At 36.1% G+C, this 18,856-nt stretch carries 9 protein-coding genes and 1 tRNA gene; 6 read left to right on the top strand and 4 right to left on the bottom strand.

Features of this window, described 5'->3' with window-relative positions:
* Window positions 1-54 precede the first annotated feature (54 nt).
* The 3 genes from VNJ50_RS12335 (at window position 55) to VNJ50_RS12325 (ending at window position 3,318) form a co-directional block, all read left to right on the top strand.
* The gene (locus VNJ50_RS12335; RefSeq protein ID WP_325582350.1) at window positions 55-579 is read left to right on the top strand and encodes an RNA polymerase sigma factor; all 525 of its coding nucleotides are present in this window, start codon (window positions 55-57) and stop codon (window positions 577-579) included.
* Between the two features lie 226 nt (window positions 580-805).
* Window positions 806-2,623, top strand: coding sequence for a TonB-dependent receptor (locus VNJ50_RS12330; RefSeq protein WP_325582348.1), 1,818 nt, complete (start codon window positions 806-808; stop codon window positions 2,621-2,623).
* A gap of 239 nt (window positions 2,624-2,862) precedes the next feature.
* Window positions 2,863-3,318, top strand: a complete 456-nt coding sequence (locus tag VNJ50_RS12325) for a DinB family protein (RefSeq protein WP_325582346.1) — start codon at window positions 2,863-2,865, stop codon at window positions 3,316-3,318.
* Window positions 3,319-3,405: 87 nt separating this feature from the next.
* Here VNJ50_RS12325 and VNJ50_RS12320 read toward each other — a convergent pair whose 3' ends face one another.
* The 3 genes from VNJ50_RS12320 to VNJ50_RS12310 all read right to left on the bottom strand — a co-directional run bounded on the left by VNJ50_RS12320 (window position 3,406) and on the right by VNJ50_RS12310 (window position 11,679).
* Window positions 3,406-6,540, bottom strand: a complete 3,135-nt coding sequence (locus tag VNJ50_RS12320) for a glycoside hydrolase family 2 TIM barrel-domain containing protein (protein ID WP_325582344.1) — start codon at window positions 6,538-6,540, stop codon at window positions 3,406-3,408.
* A gap of 99 nt (window positions 6,541-6,639) precedes the next feature.
* Entirely contained in the window at window positions 6,640-9,666 is a 3,027-nt protein-coding gene (locus tag VNJ50_RS12315; protein ID WP_325582342.1) for an aminotransferase class III-fold pyridoxal phosphate-dependent enzyme, read from the bottom strand.
* Window positions 9,667-11,679 carry an MGH1-like glycoside hydrolase domain-containing protein gene (locus VNJ50_RS12310; protein ID WP_325582340.1) on the bottom strand — a complete coding sequence of 671 codons (2,013 nt, stop codon included), beginning with the start codon at window positions 11,677-11,679 and terminating at the stop codon, window positions 9,667-9,669. It lies immediately after the preceding gene.
* A gap of 214 nt (window positions 11,680-11,893) precedes the next feature.
* On the opposite strand from VNJ50_RS12310, the gene VNJ50_RS12305 reads away from it, so the two are divergent.
* The 3 genes from VNJ50_RS12305 to VNJ50_RS12295 all read left to right on the top strand — a co-directional run bounded on the left by VNJ50_RS12305 (window position 11,894) and on the right by VNJ50_RS12295 (window position 18,511).
* Entirely contained in the window at window positions 11,894-13,588 is a 1,695-nt protein-coding gene (locus VNJ50_RS12305) for a tetratricopeptide repeat protein (RefSeq protein ID WP_325582338.1), read from the top strand.
* A 262-nt stretch (window positions 13,589-13,850) separates the two neighbouring features.
* A complete protein-coding gene (locus tag VNJ50_RS12300) occupies window positions 13,851-16,943 on the top strand; it encodes a TonB-dependent receptor (protein WP_325582336.1) in 3,093 nt (1,030 codons plus the stop codon).
* Window positions 16,944-16,963: 20 nt separating this feature from the next.
* Window positions 16,964-18,511 (top strand): RagB/SusD family nutrient uptake outer membrane protein, encoded by a 1,548-nt coding sequence (locus VNJ50_RS12295; RefSeq protein WP_325582334.1) that lies wholly within the window; start codon window positions 16,964-16,966, stop codon window positions 18,509-18,511.
* Window positions 18,512-18,700: 189 nt separating this feature from the next.
* Here VNJ50_RS12295 and VNJ50_RS12290 read toward each other — a convergent pair.
* Window positions 18,701-18,774 (bottom strand) — tRNA-Arg (locus VNJ50_RS12290).
* Window positions 18,775-18,856: the final 82 nt, after the last annotated feature.

Here is an 18,856-nt window from a genome sequence, read left to right as displayed (position 1 = left end):
ATATCAATGCCCCAACAATTAATATTTTTTTAACTCTCGGTTTACCATTATTTTATGAAAGCAAAGTCGACAGTCACCCTTAAAGAAATAGAAAGCCTATTCAAGGAACACTATACGTTTTTGTGCCTAGTTTCATTTTCGATATTAAAAGATAAAGATGCATCGAAAGATATTGTACATGATTTTTTTGTTTCCTATTGGCAAAAAAAAGACACTATCACTTTAAAAGTTTCCTTCCAGGCTTATGCCGTACGAGCGATTAAAAACTTAAGCTTAGCGGCAGTCAAAAAAGCAAATAAAGAACAGTCACTAGACAAAATAACATTAAACCAACCTGACGAGGAATCTGACCATACCCTAGATAGATCAAAGAATTATGATAAATTATGGGAACTACTGAATCAACTACCAAAAAGCAGAAAAGAAATTTTTATATCCTCGGTTATTGACGGTCAAAGTTATGCAGAAATAGCCGAATCAAACGGCATCTCCATTAATACAGTAAAAACACAAATGAAAAGAGCGTATGCATTTTTACGTTCAAAAGCTAAAAAACACAATCTTGTCATTAGAATCTAGCGGCTTTTTTGACACCATTTATAAAAACTGTAAAAACCGAAACCCTTTAAAAGTTTAAGGTAGCATAAAAAACAACTCAGATCTAATTACCACCATTATCAATTTCTATAAATAATTGATATCGAATTGTCTTAAGCAAGACTATAACAGCTTGCCGATAATCCACACCATTAATTACAATTTACACTCGAGGTTTAAGTAACTTTGCGGCTTAAAAACCCAAATAATGACCTCTAGATTCTTACTATTATTAGTTTTAATTTCGATTAACAGCACTGCTCAAGAAAAAAAAGATCTCCCTGAAAAACTTGAAGAAGTTGTTATATCTGCACAACGAATTGAAACACCGTTTTCAAAAAATTCGCAATCCATAATGATCATCACTGCCGAAGACATCAAGTTAAATCCGGCTACTTCTGTGGCCGAACTTTTACAACAAGTGGCAGGATTAGATATTAGACAACGTGGCACAAAAGGTATGCAAGCCGATCTTTACATTCGCGGTGGCGGATTTGACCAAACACTTGTGCTGATTGACGGCATAAAAATGGACGATTCACAAACCGGACATCATATTCTAAATGCTACCCTGCCATTTGAAACCATTGAGCGCATCGAAATCATCAAAGGCCCGGCAGCAAGAGTTTATGGCCAAAACGCTTTTACAGGTGCGATTAATATTATCACTAAAAAGAGCAGTCCAAACCATTTATCAATTGGTGTTTCAGGAGGTTCTTATGAACAGTTAGGCGCTTCGGTAACCGCAAACAGCAATTTTGAAAACTCTGAACATTTGGTTCATTACTCAAGAAATGTATCCGAAGGCTATCGCTACAACACCGATTATGACAGTCAGAACTACTTTATTAAAAGTCAGTTCAATACGCAAAAAAAACCTATCGAACTTCTAGCCTCATTTGCGGACAGAAAGTTTGGCGCCAACGGATTTTACGCCACACCATCTGCCATAGATCAATACGAAGAAACACAAACCAGCCTTTTAGGCGTTACCACAAGATTGACAAAAGACAGTTGGACGATCACGCCACAGGTATACTGGAGACGTAATCAAGATTTGTATTTATTTGATCGACAAAATCCGAGCGGCTATAGAAACCTACATATTTCCAATAAAATTGGTGCACAGATCAATGGATCTTACCAATCGGAAATCGGAATTACAGGTTTCGGAATCAATTTTGACAAGGTATTTTTATCGAGCAATAATTTAGGCAATCACTCTCGTACCGTCACAACGCTATTTTTAGAACAACGCTTTAAACTATTTAAAGAACGTGTTGATGTAACGCCTGGAATTGCCATGTCTTACTATTCCGATTTTAAATTTCATTTTTTTCCGGGAATTAATGCCGGAGTTCAAATCACAGATCATTTTAGAGCGTACGCCAATATGGGATATACGTATCGCATTCCAACCTATACCGATTTGTACTATAGCGACCCGACGACTTTAGGAAATGAGGATTTAAAACCAGAAGAAGCCATTGCTGAAGAATTTGGATTAAAATTCACCAAATCGAAGTTTAATATGTCTTTAAGTCTATTTAACAGAGATTCCAAAAACCTGATCGATTTCATAAAAAACAGCGAAGAGGAACGCTTTAAAGCCACCAACATCAGAAAATTGAACACCAAAGGTGTTGAGACCTCAGTTTCATACGCATTTTCGACTTTAGGCTATGATCAAAACATCAACTTAGGCTACACTTTTATAGAAGATAAAATAAAAAAATTAGATCTTCCGTATTCACAATATGCCATAAACTCTCTAAAACATCAATTCGTGCTGAATTACAGATCTCAATTTATCAAAAATTTCTCACAAACCGTAGTTTATAAATATGCCGTAAGAACCGCTGGTGATGACTACGGCGTTTTTGATGTTTCTGTGAATTACAACAGAGCAGATTTTGAAATTGCATTGGCCGCGAACAATATTTTTAACGCAGAATATACCGAAACCAATTTGGTGCCAATGCCAAAAGGAAATCTTATGCTGGGATTAAAATTTAAATTCGATTAAGCAGACTTTGCTAAAAACTGATAATTTTATCAATCAACTTTTGTAACCCAAAATGATTTTTGCCATCTAAAAGGAAAGCACTTTATAAAATAAATTTTATAAGTAAAGCCATTTTTATTAAATTAATAACCTTTTTATACCACTTGACAAGTTGATGATTAGACCCCTTTAAATTTTTTAAAAACAGCTTGACCAAAAAATGCCAATTGTAATCAAAAATCGTATAATCCAATAGTATTATGGAAGCAGAGTTTAATATTTGGGAAACCAACAGAAAACACCTCAAAACCTTTTTAGACACCTATTCAACAGAACAATTGAATAAAATTCCTGTCGGATTTAACAATAATCTAATCTGGAATATTGCTCACATTATTGTTGTACAACAAAGCTTAGTTTATCTCGGATCGGGCTTAAAAGCCAATATTCCCGATAGCATGATCGATCGTTATAAACCTGGAACTTTTGTGAACGGCTATGTTGAAAAAGATGAAATTGAAAACATCAAAGAGCTTTTGATTTCGCTTATCGATCAAACAAAAAGTGATTATCACAATAAAGTATTCAAATCCTACCAAAAACGCGAACTCAAATCTGGGTTTAAAATCCATTCCATAGAAGATGCCATCACTTTCAACAACTATCACGAAGGCATGCATTTTGGCTATATCATGAGTATCAAAAAACTTGTTTAACGCAAAAACAAGGTCTTTATAAAAATAAAAAAACCACGTGACTTACATGAAGAGCGTGGTTTTTTGTTTCTTAAAAAATCAGGGAATTTATTTGAAAGGCTTTATCTCAAACGAATATTTATAAGGTTTATTTCCTGGAATGGTGTATTCAGGATGTACAAGCCTTCCCCATGACGTATCTCCTCCTACGCCCATTTGCAGATAATCGATATTCCAGGTTACGATATCAGCAATTTTAATATCTGCACCATGTTTTGATGTAACAGGTACTAATCCTGAAGCTGACGCGGTGGCATCATCACTTTTAAAATCAATTTCCGGCATGGCAAATGGCCAAACGCTGGTATTTAACAACACGTCACTTGAAGCTTGCAAATGAAGCGCATCGGACGATAACTTCACCCATCGGATATCGGTTTTATTTCCAGTTTCCTGTGGTCGTAAATAGCGCTCAAACTGATCAGCAACTTTCCCCGAATACACCGCGGTTTTAACACCTGTTTTACGATCCCAATAACTTTCAGTTTCACCTTTTCCATACCATGCAATCTCAGTAAAATCATTTGGCAGGGTCACATACATTCCTAATCTTGGAATATTTGGCAAATCTGTTTGATTAGGCTTAAAACTATAATCAACACCCAAACTTCCATCAGCTTTTAAAGTGTATATAATTGCAACATCGGCTTCATTGTTTGGCAAATGGTATGCAACTTTAAACGTCACGGCATTGTTTATCTTTTTAGGCGCTTCGACCAATTTGGCAACATAACCGTAAGTGGCATCTTGCCAAATTTTGGCCCATTTAAACATGTTATTCCCTAAATCATTATCCGTTGGCGCACGCCAAAAATTAGGACGGATGGCCTCATTGGTAATAAGCTGTCCATCATGATGCCATGATTGGATTTCGCCAGACACAGCATTAATCTTAAAATCGATGGCGTTGTTTTTTACGGCAAAAGAACCATCAACTTCATTAATCTCAAGATTTTCACCATCTAAAGCTGAGGTTTTTTTAAACTTTCCTTTTTGAATTACAAACTCATCCCAGCCCACTTCATGACCTTTTGGAACTAAGTTTTTATCTTCATTTTGAATCAAGCTTACTTGAAGGATGTATTCATTATCATTGGAGAAATCGGTTGGAAAATTTTCCAATTTTATTTTTTTAGCTTCTTGCGGATCCACATTTACAACAATATCCTGATCTTGAAAAGCGGTTTCACCATCTTTTAAAACTTTCCATGAAATGGTTTTGTCAGAAAAATCGACAAAGAAATTCTTGTTGATAATCTCAATAACGCCATTACCTACATAATAAAACTGAACCGGTTCATATACTTTCTTCACTTCGGTTAAATGCGGATGCGGCACACGATACGGATCGACCAATCCGTTGTTCAAAAAATTGCCATCGGTTGGCAAGTCTGGATGATAGTCATGACCGTAAGCTAAATACGTGTCACCATTTTCATATTTATACTCTAACGCTTGGTCCACCCAATCCCATATATAACCGCCCTGAAGATTTGGATACGTTTCAATAATATCCCAATAATCCTGAAGGTTTCCAACAGAATTCCCCATGGCATGCGCGTATTCGATCATAATGGACGGTTTATCAGAATCGGATTTTCCATGATTGATCAAATATTCCGGTTTCGGATACATTGGGCAATACACATCGGTATAATCTTCTTTTCTGGCTGGTTCATATTGCACAATGCGGTTATCATCCTGTGCTTTTAACCATTTGTAAGTGGTTCTGAAAATTTCGCCACGCCCGGCTTCATTTCCTAAAGACCATGAATAAATTGACGGATGGTTTCTATCTCGATAATACATGCGTTGCGTACGCACTTCGTGCGCGTGCAACCAGCTCATCTCATTCCCCAATTGCGTGTCTTTGTTTATGGCCAAAGGATGGCTTTCAATATTAGCCTCGTCCACAACATACAATCCATATGTATCGCACAACTCATACCAATACGGATCGTTAGGATAATGCGAAGAACGAACGGCATTAATATTGTTTTGTTTCATGAGCTTGATATCCAATTCCATCGATTCGCGCGATACGACATGACCTTTGTGCGGATCGGTTTCATGCCTGTTCACCCCACGGATGTAAATAGGTTTTCCGTTAATTAAAACTTGGGCGTTCTTGATTTCAACACTTTTAAAACCAATCTTTCTGGTGATGTACTGATTGTTTTTTGCATTGCCTTCATCTTCTAAAGTAATTTTTAACGTATAAAGATTTGGTGCTTCTGCCGACCAATGTTTGATGTTCTCAAAAATATTTTCGGATACCCATTGAATGCTATCTTTTGCTAAAATATTTAGTGTTTCTGAATTTTTATATGTTGACATTTCACCATCAAAAACCTCAACCGAGACTTTACGTATAGCAGCTTCATCCGAATGATTAACTATGGAAACGGTATTTTTAAAAATCCCATTCTGATAGTTCTCATCCAAATTGGTATAGGCATAATAGTCAGCAACAGTTACTTTTGGCTGCGTGTACAAATAAACTTCGCGTTCAATACCGCTCATTCTTAAAAAATCTTGGCTTTCAAGATAACTGGCATCACTCCAACGGAACATTTGCAGCGCCAAAATATTTTTGCCTTCTTTTAAATATTTGGTAATATTAAATTCTGCCGGCGTTTTACTGCCTTGTGAATAGCCTACATAATCACCATTTAAATACACATACATTGCCGATTTAGCACCTGCAAAATGCAAAATGACATCTTCGGAAAGAAATTCTTTATTTAAAACAATCTCCTTTCTATAGGTTCCTACAGGATTATAATCGGTTGGCGCATCTGGCCAAGTGGTAGTAAACGGATAACGCTCATCCAAATAAATAGGATGGTCATAGCCTTCTACTTCCCAGTTGGCAGGCACTGGGATTGTAGTCCAATCAGAATCATCAAAATGTATATTTTGAAAGGTTGTAGGTCGTGTTTTAGGATCCTTGACCCAATGAAATTTCCAAGGCCCATTTAAGCTCATAAAACGTTTGGACTGTTCTTTTTCTTTAAGATCTGTATTTTCAAAACCAAAATAAGTGGCACGTGGTGCGAGTTTAAAATCTTCAACGATTTCGTGGTTAAAATGATACGTTTGTTCCGGCACTTCTATAAGCGGCGGGGTCTTACAACCCATTGCGAACAACAAAGCAATACTACCTAATACTCTTAATCTCATAGTGTTTATTAAATTTATTTTAATGAAACATGACCTTTAAAAATCCAAAACCACATATATATTCAATGATTTTAAGACAATTAAGTCATGAACGTCGTTTTATAGTTGCATAAAATCTTCTGTAAATATTTTTCTTAAGTAGAAGAGCATTTCTTCTGCATTTTCCTTTGTGAAAACAATTGGCGGCTTAATTTTCAACACGTTATGATCAGGTCCATCTGTACTCATTAAAATACCATGGTTTTTCATTCTATTCGCCAAATAATCTGTTTGTGCCGCTAAAGGTTTTTTGTTGGCATCAACGAGTTCGATACCAAGAAATAATCCCTGACCACGTACATCGCCAATAATCGGAAAATCTTTAGCCAATGTCTTAAGCTCATCTTTTAAGAAATTGCCTACTATCAAGGCATTTTGTTGTAGTTTTTCACGTTTTACAATCCGAATAACTTCGGTTCCAATTGCGCATGACACTGGATTTCCGCCAAAGGTGTTAAAATACTCCATCCCATTGGCAAACTTTTCCGCCACTTCTAGAGTACACGCTACGGCCGCCAGCGGATGTCCATTACCTAATGGCTTACCAATAGTTACAATATCGGGGATCACATCATGTAGTTGAAAACCCCAAAATGTTTTTCCCATTCGGCCACAACCTGTTTGAACTTCATCAGAAATACAAAGTCCACCGGCAGCTCTGACAAACGCATAAGCTTTTGATAAAAATCCGTCAGGCAATTCTATTTGACCACCACAACTAATAATCGGCTCAATAATAAAAGCACCAACGCCACGGCCTTTATCGTGAATATTATCTATTTGTCTTTGAACTTCTTCGGCATATTGATCCGCACAATTATTGCCTGTATATTTACCTCTAAATGCATCTGGCAATGGAAAAATATGGGTATGCTCAGGAGCACCGGTTCCACCTTTGCCATCAAACTTATATGAACTGATGTCAATACACATATTGCTGTTGCCGTGATAGCCAACTTCGCTCGCAATAATGTCTTTTTGACCCGTTGCTGCTTTAACCATTCTAATAGCCAACTCATTAGCTTCACTTCCCGAATTGACAAAATGCAAAACGCTCAATTCTGGTGGTAAAGTTTCAAGAAGCTCTTTGGCCAAATCATTTATATTATCGTGCAGGTAGCGCGAATTGGTATTAATTAGCGCCATTTGTTCCTGGCCCGCTTTTACAACATCATAATTTTCATGACCCACATGTGCCACATTATTTACCGTATCTAAATACATGGTGCCGTATTGATCCATTAAATACTGACCAGCTCCACGGACCATTTTTATAGGTATTTCATATTGAAGGCTCAAACTTTTACCTAAATGTTGCTTGCGATAACTGATTAATTGTGCATTTGAAATTTCAGAAATATGCTGAAGTGATGCCGATTTAAACAACAAATTAGGATCTGGACAAATACTTTTCCAAACGTCTATTTGATTAAAATAAGCCACTCCCGGAAAATCATCTTTGAAATCTAAAAGCGAAAGCATCACCTGAAAGTGAAGGTGCGGTGCCCAATTACCATTTTCATCAGGAGTGCCCAATTGGCCAATTTCTTCACCGCGTTTTAAACAATCGCCAACTTTATACTTTGCTGCACTTTCAACCGATAAATGCCCATAAAGTGTATAAAACTCCAACCCATCAACCTGATGTTTTAAAATAACCAGTCCACCGTAGGTTTTGGATCCAGCGTTATTAACAGCAACAACCACTTCGCCATCCAACATACTACAAACAGATGTTTCTTGAGGTAGCCAGAAATCTATTCCCAAATGAATGGTTCTTCTTTCCTTACCTGAATTCCCTATTTTGTCATAAGCATCCGACACATATAAAGCACGAGGCTCTAAATAACCACCAGCGAGAATTTTGTCAGAATTTTTCTTTTGAAGTTGATCAATTTTAAACTGAAATATATCTAAATCGTTAAATTCCTTTTGATGTCCAATCCATTTACTCGACACACTTAAATCGAGATGATGCACCTCATGCTTTTTAACTGTTGGAAAAAGATCTCCAAGGCCAAATTTTTGATTTTTCATCCAATCGCTAAATAACCTCGAATTTGGATGCGCTTCAAAACCACAGGCATTTCTAAAACTATAATGTGCAAAATCTGATGAGACTTGTCGCCATTTATGAAGAACTTCCCATGCAGGCTTTTCGCTAATCAGCAGATACACATTATCAGGTTCCTTAATTTTATTTAAAGCCGATTTGGTAACAGAAATAACCAATCGCATGGCAATAGCATTATACAAATGTGCCAACTCTTCTTCGTGCAATTCAAATTTGGAATGATAACCTTTAACAATAGGCAACGCTGCTTCCAAAGGATCATTATGGTCCATAATTGCATAAGCACAAGCAACTGCCAGATCATTGATAACCTGCGTATAAACTGCATCTCCATAATCGATAATCGCTTGAACTTTTGGATGGACCAGATCACTGGTCACAATCACATTATTATCATTGCCATCATTATGAACCACGGCTTTTCGCAATACCGAATAGCTATCCTGTGATTTTTCAAACTGATTTTGGAAATATTCTATTATCTCTTTTTGATCCTCGTCAAATATCGAAACGTGGGCTTTTGTCCAAAGTGATTGCGCAACATCCCACTCAAATGCACGATGTGCTAGTGGATGATCAAACCCTTGTAAAGCTTGTGTCAACAGTCCGCATTGCTCGCCTAAACTATAGCGCAGATCGTTTAACTGCGGGTTTACGCCACTCCAAACCCGACCCGAAACCCAACTCAGTAAACGTACGTGCCGTTGCTGTCCAAAACTATCGGTAATTTTAGAAATACTGTTTCCATTACGATCAAGAATCACTTTTGGGGCTAAAAGTCCCGCTCCGTTTATTTCAACAAATTGTAACAGTTTTTGCTGAAAATCGAGATAATCTTGATCTTCATCTGGGCGTGAAATTTTAAGAATATAAGCAGATTTTTGATCAATTTTAATTCTAAAATTAAAATCCAATTCACCAGGAAGTTTAGCCGCACTACCTTTCAAATGGTAAAGTTCCAGAAGTATGGCTTCGGCTTGGGTTGTTGAAATTTTTAGATTGTTATAATTCATTTAATTGTTTTGTAATAACATAATAAGATGTGCTGCACTCCAGCTAAAGCTTTGGGCATTTAAACCTTGTCCGGTAATTGGATGATAATTTTCACGTATGGCCAATCCTTTGCCTAAAACACCTTCGGCACCTGCAATAATTTGGTGCGTTGCCGCATCAGCTTCTGTATTAAACCCATAATTACGTAAGCCTTCCACTCCAAAGTAAGACTGATCCAACCAATTTGGGCCACGCCAATATCCTTTTAATGGATTGAATTTTTCATGATCGGCACTCATCGTTTGAAAAGGAACTTTGGTATAAAATTTTTCAGGATCCATCATTCTGATCTTTACGGCATCGGCCTGTTCTTGTGTTGCTGCCTTGGTCCAAAGTGCGGTCCAACCTTCACTTCCTTCGCCTTTGATAAACGTTTTTCCATCAAGCGTGGTGTCGTAAAACCAACCATCTTCAGGATCATAAAACTGTTGCTGGATGCGATTTTTCAATAACTCTGCTTCTTCTTTATAAGATTTCTCATCTTCTAAATTATTGATAGCAGCCGCCAACTCACTTAAATATAGTTTTTCAGCATATAAATAAGCATTCAGATCCACACTTTCCTGATCGAGTGAATAGGCGCCTTCCGCGTTTTTTAAAATCTTTGAATCGTCAAAACGGATGGCATTGTCCATCCCACTTTCCCATTTTGCAGCAATGACTGTTCCGTCTGTAGAGCCATACTCGCACAAACCGTCCTGGTCGTGATCGCGCTTGGCATACCACCATTCGTGATATTTTTTAAGCTTTGGATATATCTCTTTTACAAAATCGGCATCCTTATCCTTTTCATAGATTTTAACAACCGCCCAAGCAGAAAGTGGTGGTTTGGTATCGCGGTAATTATGAGCTTCAATAGTGGTATCCCTAAAAATACAATCTACTATAAATCCGTCCTCACTCTGAAAATCAAACATGGCACGCATTTGATTTTTTGCCAAATCGATATTATAATAAGCCAAACCTACCGCATGCTTCCAAGAATCCCAAGCCCAAAACCCATGAAATCCGCGGTAATTATAACTCGGAAATAATCCTTCGTGCTTAAGTTCTCCAGCAGGAATCCGCCAATTGTTTTGTAAGGTTAAATGCGCTTTGGCCAAAACCTCAGCATATTTTTCATCGCTAAATTCAGATTTTCTATTTTCGATCAGCGCTTTTAACTGCTCATTTTTTTCATTTTTTCGATCCTTCAAAATAACATCAAAATCGTGTTGGGCAATTTGCTTACTTTCTTCTTCCCATGAATATTCAGGAAAAATGAACGTGTGCGCCACTACCATTTCCTTAGTTTCATTAGGTTTTAAACTCCAGTTTTGTTGTGCTGAAAATTGTAAACTATCGACTAATGAAAGATTGGTGTTTTCAGGAAAAGTAAGATAACCTTTGGCATCAGATTTGGTAGAATTGATTTCAACACCATTTTCGGTAAGTGATAATGAAATGCCATCAATCAGAATAGGAGAATTTTCCCAAACCATATCCACATTAATGGTTTCTTGACCAGTGTTTGTAATTTGGGTTTGCACTAAGGCCGTATGTCCATTTTTAAAAACAAGTGTTTCCCGAACTGCTACGGAATTGCCTGAATAACTGTTTTCCAAATGACTTGAATAACTGGTCGAAGCATCATTTTTTAGCGATTCAAATTGATCGTCCACTCTAATAACAGCATTCATCAGAGAATTACTCAACCAAATCCCGTTTTGCTGTGTCATTAAAAAAGGTCCAGAAAAACCTAACGAAGTATTATTTGTGTCTTTAAGCCCAAAAGCAAACCACGCTCCTTGATCAGAAAACATGAGTCCATCACGATCTCTAGCATCTTTGGGCGTGATGTGATAATTTAAAATATTCTTTCCTATTTCAAGAAAGTCGTAGTGGGCATCATCCATGCCTGGTGTTTTTTGGGCATCGTTGCAACTCAAAACTAAAAACAGACTTAGAACAAATACAGATCCTTTTTGGACCACTTTTTTTAAACACATTGTAAATAACATAAAAATCACTTAATTATTGAATAGCAAATTTCGAAATTATATCAACAATAACTAAAAACCAACCTTTACTTGACCTTACATCTCTATTTTTTATAAAAATAAAATTATCAATATATTTTTCGATATTTGTTACCATGAAGTCCTTTGATAACAGACGCTTCAGGCAGTATCTAAAACCATTTTACCCATGAATAAGCATACTCTTTGTATAGTAGCACTCTTAATTCTATTCGGTATCAACAGTCAATCGCAAACTAACATTTGGGATGAAAACCCCAGCGACTCACAATTTGAGCTGGATAGTTTATTGACCGTTTTGCCCACTATTTCAAAAGCAAAAAAACCAGCTTTGTTAAATCGAATTGCCGAAATATATTGGGTCATCAATCCAGATAAAACTATAGAGTACGCCTCCGAAGCTTTACAACTGGCCACAAAATTTAAGGATAAAGATCAAGAAGGGCTAGCCCTCATCAATTTGTGTCAAGGCTATTTGTTTAATGACATTTATGACAAGGCACTGCAATATGGATTGGAATCTTTAGAAATTAGAAAGGACATAGGAAACGATTATGATCTTGCTTTTACCCTGAGAACCTTAGGCTGGCTATATTATGATATCGGATATTTTGACAAAGCATTGGAATACCATACCGAGGTTTTGAAAATACACGAAAAAATTAACGACAATCAGCGAATTGCCTATAGCTACAATAGCATAGGATTAATTCATGAAAGCAAAAACAATTGCGACTTGGCATTATCGTTTTTTAAAAGATCCTTGGAACTTATAAAAGATTCCAACAACAAGGACAGAATTGCAGAAACCATGAAAAACATGGGCATTTGTTATCGTAAGATTGATGAGCTTGATCTGGCTAAAAAACATCTGGAATCTTCTCTTGAAATCGTTAATGAAATCAATTATAAGCACAAAAAAGTTTATGTCCTGCATGAACTTGCCATCGTTCATTTAAAGCTTAAAAATTATTCAGAGTGTTTTGAAATTTTGAAAGAATCCAGAATGCTCGCCCAAACCTTGAGCAACAATAACGAGCTTATTTTAGAGAACGACAAAATCATGTCGGATTATTATGTGGCAACGCACAATTACAAACAAGCCTATGATTATTTTATAAAATATACGGAAGGCATTTCTGAAGTTTTCACGAGCAATAAAAGTGAAAAGCTGGCCGAAATGAGAATATTATATGAAGCTGAACGGCGTGAATCAGAAATTAAACTATTAGAGCAAGAAAGAAACCTAGAGGCCCAAAAAAAAAGATCTTTACTGATTGGCTCATTATTATTAACCATAATCGCCATTTTAATTATTGCTGGACTTTGGAATAATTTCAAAAAAAAGAAAGCCATTTATTTACAAAACCATAGGCTCTCAAAAGAAAAACTAAAATCTCAAGCCTTGGAGCGTGAAAATCTAGAGCACAAACTGGATTTTAGGATGACCGAATTGACAAATTTGGCCTTGTTTATTTCGCAACGAACCACCATTTATAAGGATTTTACTAAATCGTTAAAGGATCTAAAATTTATTGATTTAAAACAGCTCAAAAAAGACATTGACACACTTATCAAAGAATATACTTTTAAGTTTGATTTTAATGAAGACATTCAACGATTCCATTCAAACATCGAAAATTTACAAAGTGATTTCCTATATAAGATCAAAGAAAAATACCCGAATTTAACCGATAAGGAAATTCAACTTGCAGTACAAGTTAAACTCAAACTTAGTTCCAAAGAAATTTCGAACATCAACAATATCTCCTTAAATTCTGTTGAAATAGGGCGGCATCGCTTAAGAAAAAAACTTGGCCTAGAATCAAAAGACAACCTTGTGGATTTTCTGGAAAACATTTAACAAAACACTTAAAATACAAGTATCTTAAGCCATTATTCAATCTTTTAAAGTTAAACAAAACCTCTTTAACACCTCATAATCAAACATCTCCTCAAGTTTAAATTATCCTTAACAAAACCACGCTAAAAACCCGATTTAATACAATGTAAAGGTCAAGTAAAGGTGATTTGTTGTTGTTTTATGCGAAATAATTTCATATTTGGTAATCTTAAACTAAAGTTAACATCATGTTTAAGTCTAACTAATAAACATTATTACTCACATGAAAAAAAAACAATCAAAAACTCAAAATCATTCTTTTAAAAGTTTGTTTTTATTACTTTTTGGATTTGTATCTTTTGCATTTACGTTCAATGCGCATGCTCAAAGTATTTTGGTAAACGGCACTATTACTGATGATGGCGGAATGCCAGTTGCGGGTGCAACTGTGGTCATCAAAAGTAATCCTACCGTTGGAACCCAATCAGACTTTGACGGCAATTATTCCATTACAGTTCCAAATGAACGGACGACCTTAGTATTTAGCTATTTAGGATTTTCTACAAAAGAAATTATTGTAGGCAACAAAACTTCAATCAATGTCGTGCTTCAAGAAAGTGCTGAAGATTTAGACGAAGTCGTAGTTATTGGCTACGGTACTCAAAAGAAAAGCGATGTTACCGGAGCAATAAGCCAGGTAAAAAGTGAAGATCTAACCAAAGTAGTCACTACTAACCCTGTGGATGCCCTTCAAGGAAGAGTTTCGGGTGTAACGGTCACGTCTTCATCAGGAAGCCCAGGATCTGTTGCTGATATTACCATTAGAGGTATTGGAAGTTTTGGAAGTAACAGTCCGCTTTATATTATTGATGGTGTACAGGCCGATCCTTATTATATAAACGCAAACGATATTGCTTCAATTGAAATTTTAAAGGATGCGGCATCAGGTGCTATTTATGGTACCAGAGCTGCTAACGGTGTGATCATCATTACGACAAAAAAAGGCAAAGTAGGAAAAACAAAAATTGAAATTGAAAGCTCCGTAAGCTCTAATACACAACGTAAAAAAATGGAACTATTAGATGCCAACGGTTATGTTTCTGTACACAAACAAATGTATGAAAATGCAGGAGAACCTTTACCGCAATATGTTCTTAACCCTCCTAATGTAAACACCAACTGGATTGATGAAACACACAGAACGGGCCAATTAAATCAATTGAATCTAAGAGTTAGCGGTGCATCAGACAATATCAACTATAGCGTATCTGGAAATTATGCTGATGAAAAAGGACTTTTAATTGGTTCTTCGTTTACAAAAAAAGGGATTAATGCCAATATTAATTCGACAAAAGGAAAATTAAAAATCAACAGTAATTTAAACTATAGCGAAATTTACCGTGAAGGCCATAAATTTTCATTAAGGGAAACGTATTTCATTTCGCCATTAATTCCTGTTTTAGATCCAACTAAACCTTCGGGATATGGTTATAGAAGTGGCGATCTACCCGACCACCGTAATCCGGTTGGAGAAAATGCACTGATTGAAGGTTTTAACAAACAAAGATATTTTTCAGGAAACGTTAGTTTTAACTATGAGATCATAAAAGGATTATTTGCGAATGCCAACTACGCCTTATCCAATACCGATAGCAATGATTTTTCTTTCCATCCTGCTTTTAAAGTAAGAGATATTGATGATAATCCTGAAAACGCATATGCTTTTGTATCCGAACAAAATAGTAATGCCAGAAGATTAACTCAAAACTACACGCTTAGCTATCAACTGGATATTGATAAACATTCGATCAATTTAATGGCAGGTTATGAACGTATTTCAGAACCTTACAAATTCACTTATGCACAAGCTGAAGGTTATAAAATGGTAGATGGACAAAAAGTACCTGCTCTTATTTTAGATCCAAACTTTAAAACTTTAAGAGCTTTTGGTGATGGCACCTATTCAGCAAGTGGGACAAACTACAATTATGCTTTAGTATCACAATTTGGAAGAGTAAACTATGCTTTTAACGATCGTTATTTACTTCAAGCAAGTGTACGAAGAGATGGTAGTTCTAAATTTGGAAAAAACAATCAATACGGTGTTTTCCCTTCCTTAGCTGCGGGTTGGAAAATTTCTGATGAAGAATTTATGCAAAACCAAAATGTATTTAACTTCTTAAAATTACGTTATAGCTGGGGTCAGGCAGGTAATGATGGGGCCTTAGGATACTATGACTATGTGGCCTTAATTTCGGAAGGAAGTAGCGCAAGTAACGGCGGTTATGTATTTGGAAATCCAAATACTTCTCATAAAGGAAGTATCGCAAGAACACTTCAAAATGATAATTTACAATGGGAAACCAATACCTCATCAAACTTTGGGATTGACTTTGCATCCTTAGAAAATAAACTAAAAGGCGCAGTAAACTATTACCAAACCGTAACTTCTGATTTATTGATTTTTAAACAATTATCGGGTTCAAGCGGTGTTGATTCTTCAATAATGAATGTTGGCGAATTCAAAAATAACGGTTTAGAATTTGAATTGGGCTATACCAATAAAAATGGTGCATTTGGCTATTCTGCTTTCGGAACTTTTACCACTGTTAATAGTAAAGTTACCAAATTAGCTGAAGAGGGACAACGTCTTTATGGTACAGGATTATTATTCGGATCTGACCATTTTGTTAATATCACTCAAGTGGGCCACGAGCCAGGTGCATATTTTATTCCTGTTGCCGATGGTATTTTCCAAAATCAATCTGAAATTGATGCCCATGGAGCTCAACCCAATGCAAAACCTGGAGACATCCGTTTTGTGGATCAAAATAAAGATGGAGAAATCGATTCTGAAGACAATACCTACCAAGGGTCAGCAATTCCTAAATTTGAATATAGCTTAAATTTATCAGCAGATTATAAAGGTTTTGATTTCAATATCTTCTTACAAGGTGTTGGCGGCAACAAAATTTATAATGCTAACGATTTTAGATTAATGAGTTTAGATACCGGAAGAAATTACAGATCTGATGCACTTCATGCCTGGACACCGTCAAATACTAATACCAACGTTCCAAGAGCAATACTTGGCGATCCAAATATGAATAGTCGTGCTTCAACAAGATTCTTGGAAAAAGGTGATTATTTAAGAGTAAAAACCATTCAATTAGGGTATTCATTACCTGCTAATGTATTAGAAACTCTTCAATTAGATAAATTCAGAATTTACGCAACAGGACAAGACCTATTTACATTTACCAAATACTCTGGTTTAGATCCTGAAGTTGGCGGAAGCGTTTTATCAAGAGGTCTTGATCTTAACTTATATCCAAAATACAAATCGTTCATTTTTGGAGTTCAACTTGCATTTTAACAATAACTAAATAAAACACAATGAAAAACATATTTAAACTAGTTATAGTTACTTTTATACTAACTACTACAACATCGTGTAATGATGATGAGTTTCTACTTCAAACTTCTCCTGACGAATTGAACTCGTCAAATTTCTGGAGAAATGCCCAAGATGCACAATCGGGTTTAGTAGCCGCCTATTCCACTTTAGAATCAAGAAATGATTTTTGGGATGGTTGGCAAGAAGGTCGCCCTGTGGTAGAATACTTTAGATCGGATTATGCATTACCAGGACCTGATGCCAGCAACTATGCACACTGGATGTCCATATTCAATTTCACATATACTAATGGCCACACATTTTTGGATGTAATTTGGAAAACAAATTATAAAGGATTGAATTTTGCCAATCAAGTCATCACCAAAGTTGGCTTAATGACCCCTGAAAAAATATCGGATGCCGAAAAGCAACAAATCATAGGCGAAGCAACATTTTTAAGAGCATATTACCACTTTAAATTGCTGACACTTTATGAACAAATTGTTTTAAGAATGGATTTGATTTCCGCCGAAACTTTAGATAAACCACTTGCCACGCGTCCAGAAGCTTGGGAAGCCATTATCAGCGATTTCAAAAATGCTGCTGAAATGTTGAAAACGAAAGAAAACACCGAAGTTGGTCGTGCTACTAAAGCAGCTGCATTAGCTTATTTAGGAAAAGCATACATGCACAAAGCCGGTGATCCATCATCTGCTGAAGCTTCAGATTTTCAAAATGCAGTCACTGCTTTCAAACCTATTGTTGAAGGTACTGTAGGTACTTACGACTTAGAACCAGATTATTTAAGCCTATTTAATGGCGAAAACGAAAACAATATCGAATCTATTTTTGAACTCCAATTTAAAGAACGAGATGCCAATTCTACAAACTACACAAGACTCCATGCTTTTGTTGGAGATTGGTCTATAGGCGGATGGGGCGGTATCGAAGCAACTATGAGTGTTGTTGACGTAATGAAAAGTGAAGGTAAAATTGCAAGTAACGGTTTGTACGACAATAGACTTTACGGATCACTTTTTTTCAAAGATCCATTTTATAACGATACCAATACCAACCAAATGCATGGATCCACTTGGGATAAATTGATGATGAACACTTATAAAGATACGCATGACAATCATGTTTATTTCAGAAAATGGCTACCTAACTATGATAAAGATCAAGGATATATTGGCTTGAACGTTGTATTAATGCGCTATGCTGATGTTTTATTAATGTATGCCGAAGCGTTAAACGAAACCGGTGCCACAGCACAAGCTATTCCATTGATAAACAAAGTAAGGGAAGTGCACGGCTATATGCCTCCAATTACAGCGACTTCACAAGCCGATGTTAAAAAACAAATTATCCATGAACGTACTATGGAATTGACCTTGGAGTCTGTTCGTTTCTTTGATTTACGCCGATGGGGCATGTTGGATCAAGCCATGCAAGCGGCCGGTAGAACTGGTTTTAACGCTGCCACACATTCTTATTTTCCAATACCTTTATCAGAAATACAGACTAATGGTGCGCTGAATCAATAATTTTATTTCAATTTTATTTTAGTTTTAAAGAGCCGTGATTAATGAAATGACGGCTCTTTTATTGTTAAAGATCAGTGATTATTATTTTCAGTAACTTTAAGCAATAAAAATAGGATTCGCGGTGAAAAAAGTGTGAAAATAGAATATGAAAAAAGGGCTTCAATTGCTTGAAACCCTTATTAACACTAGTGACCTCGACAAGATTCAAACTTGTAACCTCCTGAGCCGTAATCAGGTGCGCTATTCAGTTGCGCCACGAGGCCTTTTAAAGTGGGTGCAAATATAACAATTTTATTAAAACTTTACCAAATATTATTTCGAATTTATAAATGTTTATTTTTGAAC

The organism is Gelidibacter sp. (assembly GCF_035577925.1).
Taxonomy (GTDB): domain Bacteria; phylum Bacteroidota; class Bacteroidia; order Flavobacteriales; family Flavobacteriaceae; genus Gelidibacter.
The sequence above is the reverse complement of the archived record's forward strand: the minus strand, read 5'-3'. Positions and strand labels throughout refer to the sequence as shown.

What these genes read in the sequence shown, in the direction of transcription:
- VNJ50_RS12320 (WP_325582344.1), bottom strand. Translation starts at nt 6,540, where the DNA reads ATGAGATTAAGAGTATTAGGTAGTATTGCTTTGTTGTTCGCAATGGGT.
- VNJ50_RS12305 (WP_325582338.1), top strand. Translation starts at nt 11,894, where the DNA reads ATGAATAAGCATACTCTTTGTATAGTAGCACTCTTAATTCTATTCGGT.
- VNJ50_RS12335 (WP_325582350.1), top strand. Translation starts at nt 55, where the DNA reads ATGAAAGCAAAGTCGACAGTCACCCTTAAAGAAATAGAAAGCCTATTC.
- VNJ50_RS12295 (WP_325582334.1), top strand. Translation starts at nt 16,964, where the DNA reads ATGAAAAACATATTTAAACTAGTTATAGTTACTTTTATACTAACTACT.
- VNJ50_RS12325 (WP_325582346.1), top strand. Translation starts at nt 2,863, where the DNA reads ATGGAAGCAGAGTTTAATATTTGGGAAACCAACAGAAAACACCTCAAA.
- VNJ50_RS12315 (WP_325582342.1), bottom strand. Translation starts at nt 9,666, where the DNA reads ATGAATTATAACAATCTAAAAATTTCAACAACCCAAGCCGAAGCCATA.
- VNJ50_RS12330 (WP_325582348.1), top strand. Translation starts at nt 806, where the DNA reads ATGACCTCTAGATTCTTACTATTATTAGTTTTAATTTCGATTAACAGC.
- VNJ50_RS12300 (WP_325582336.1), top strand. Translation starts at nt 13,851, where the DNA reads ATGAAAAAAAAACAATCAAAAACTCAAAATCATTCTTTTAAAAGTTTG.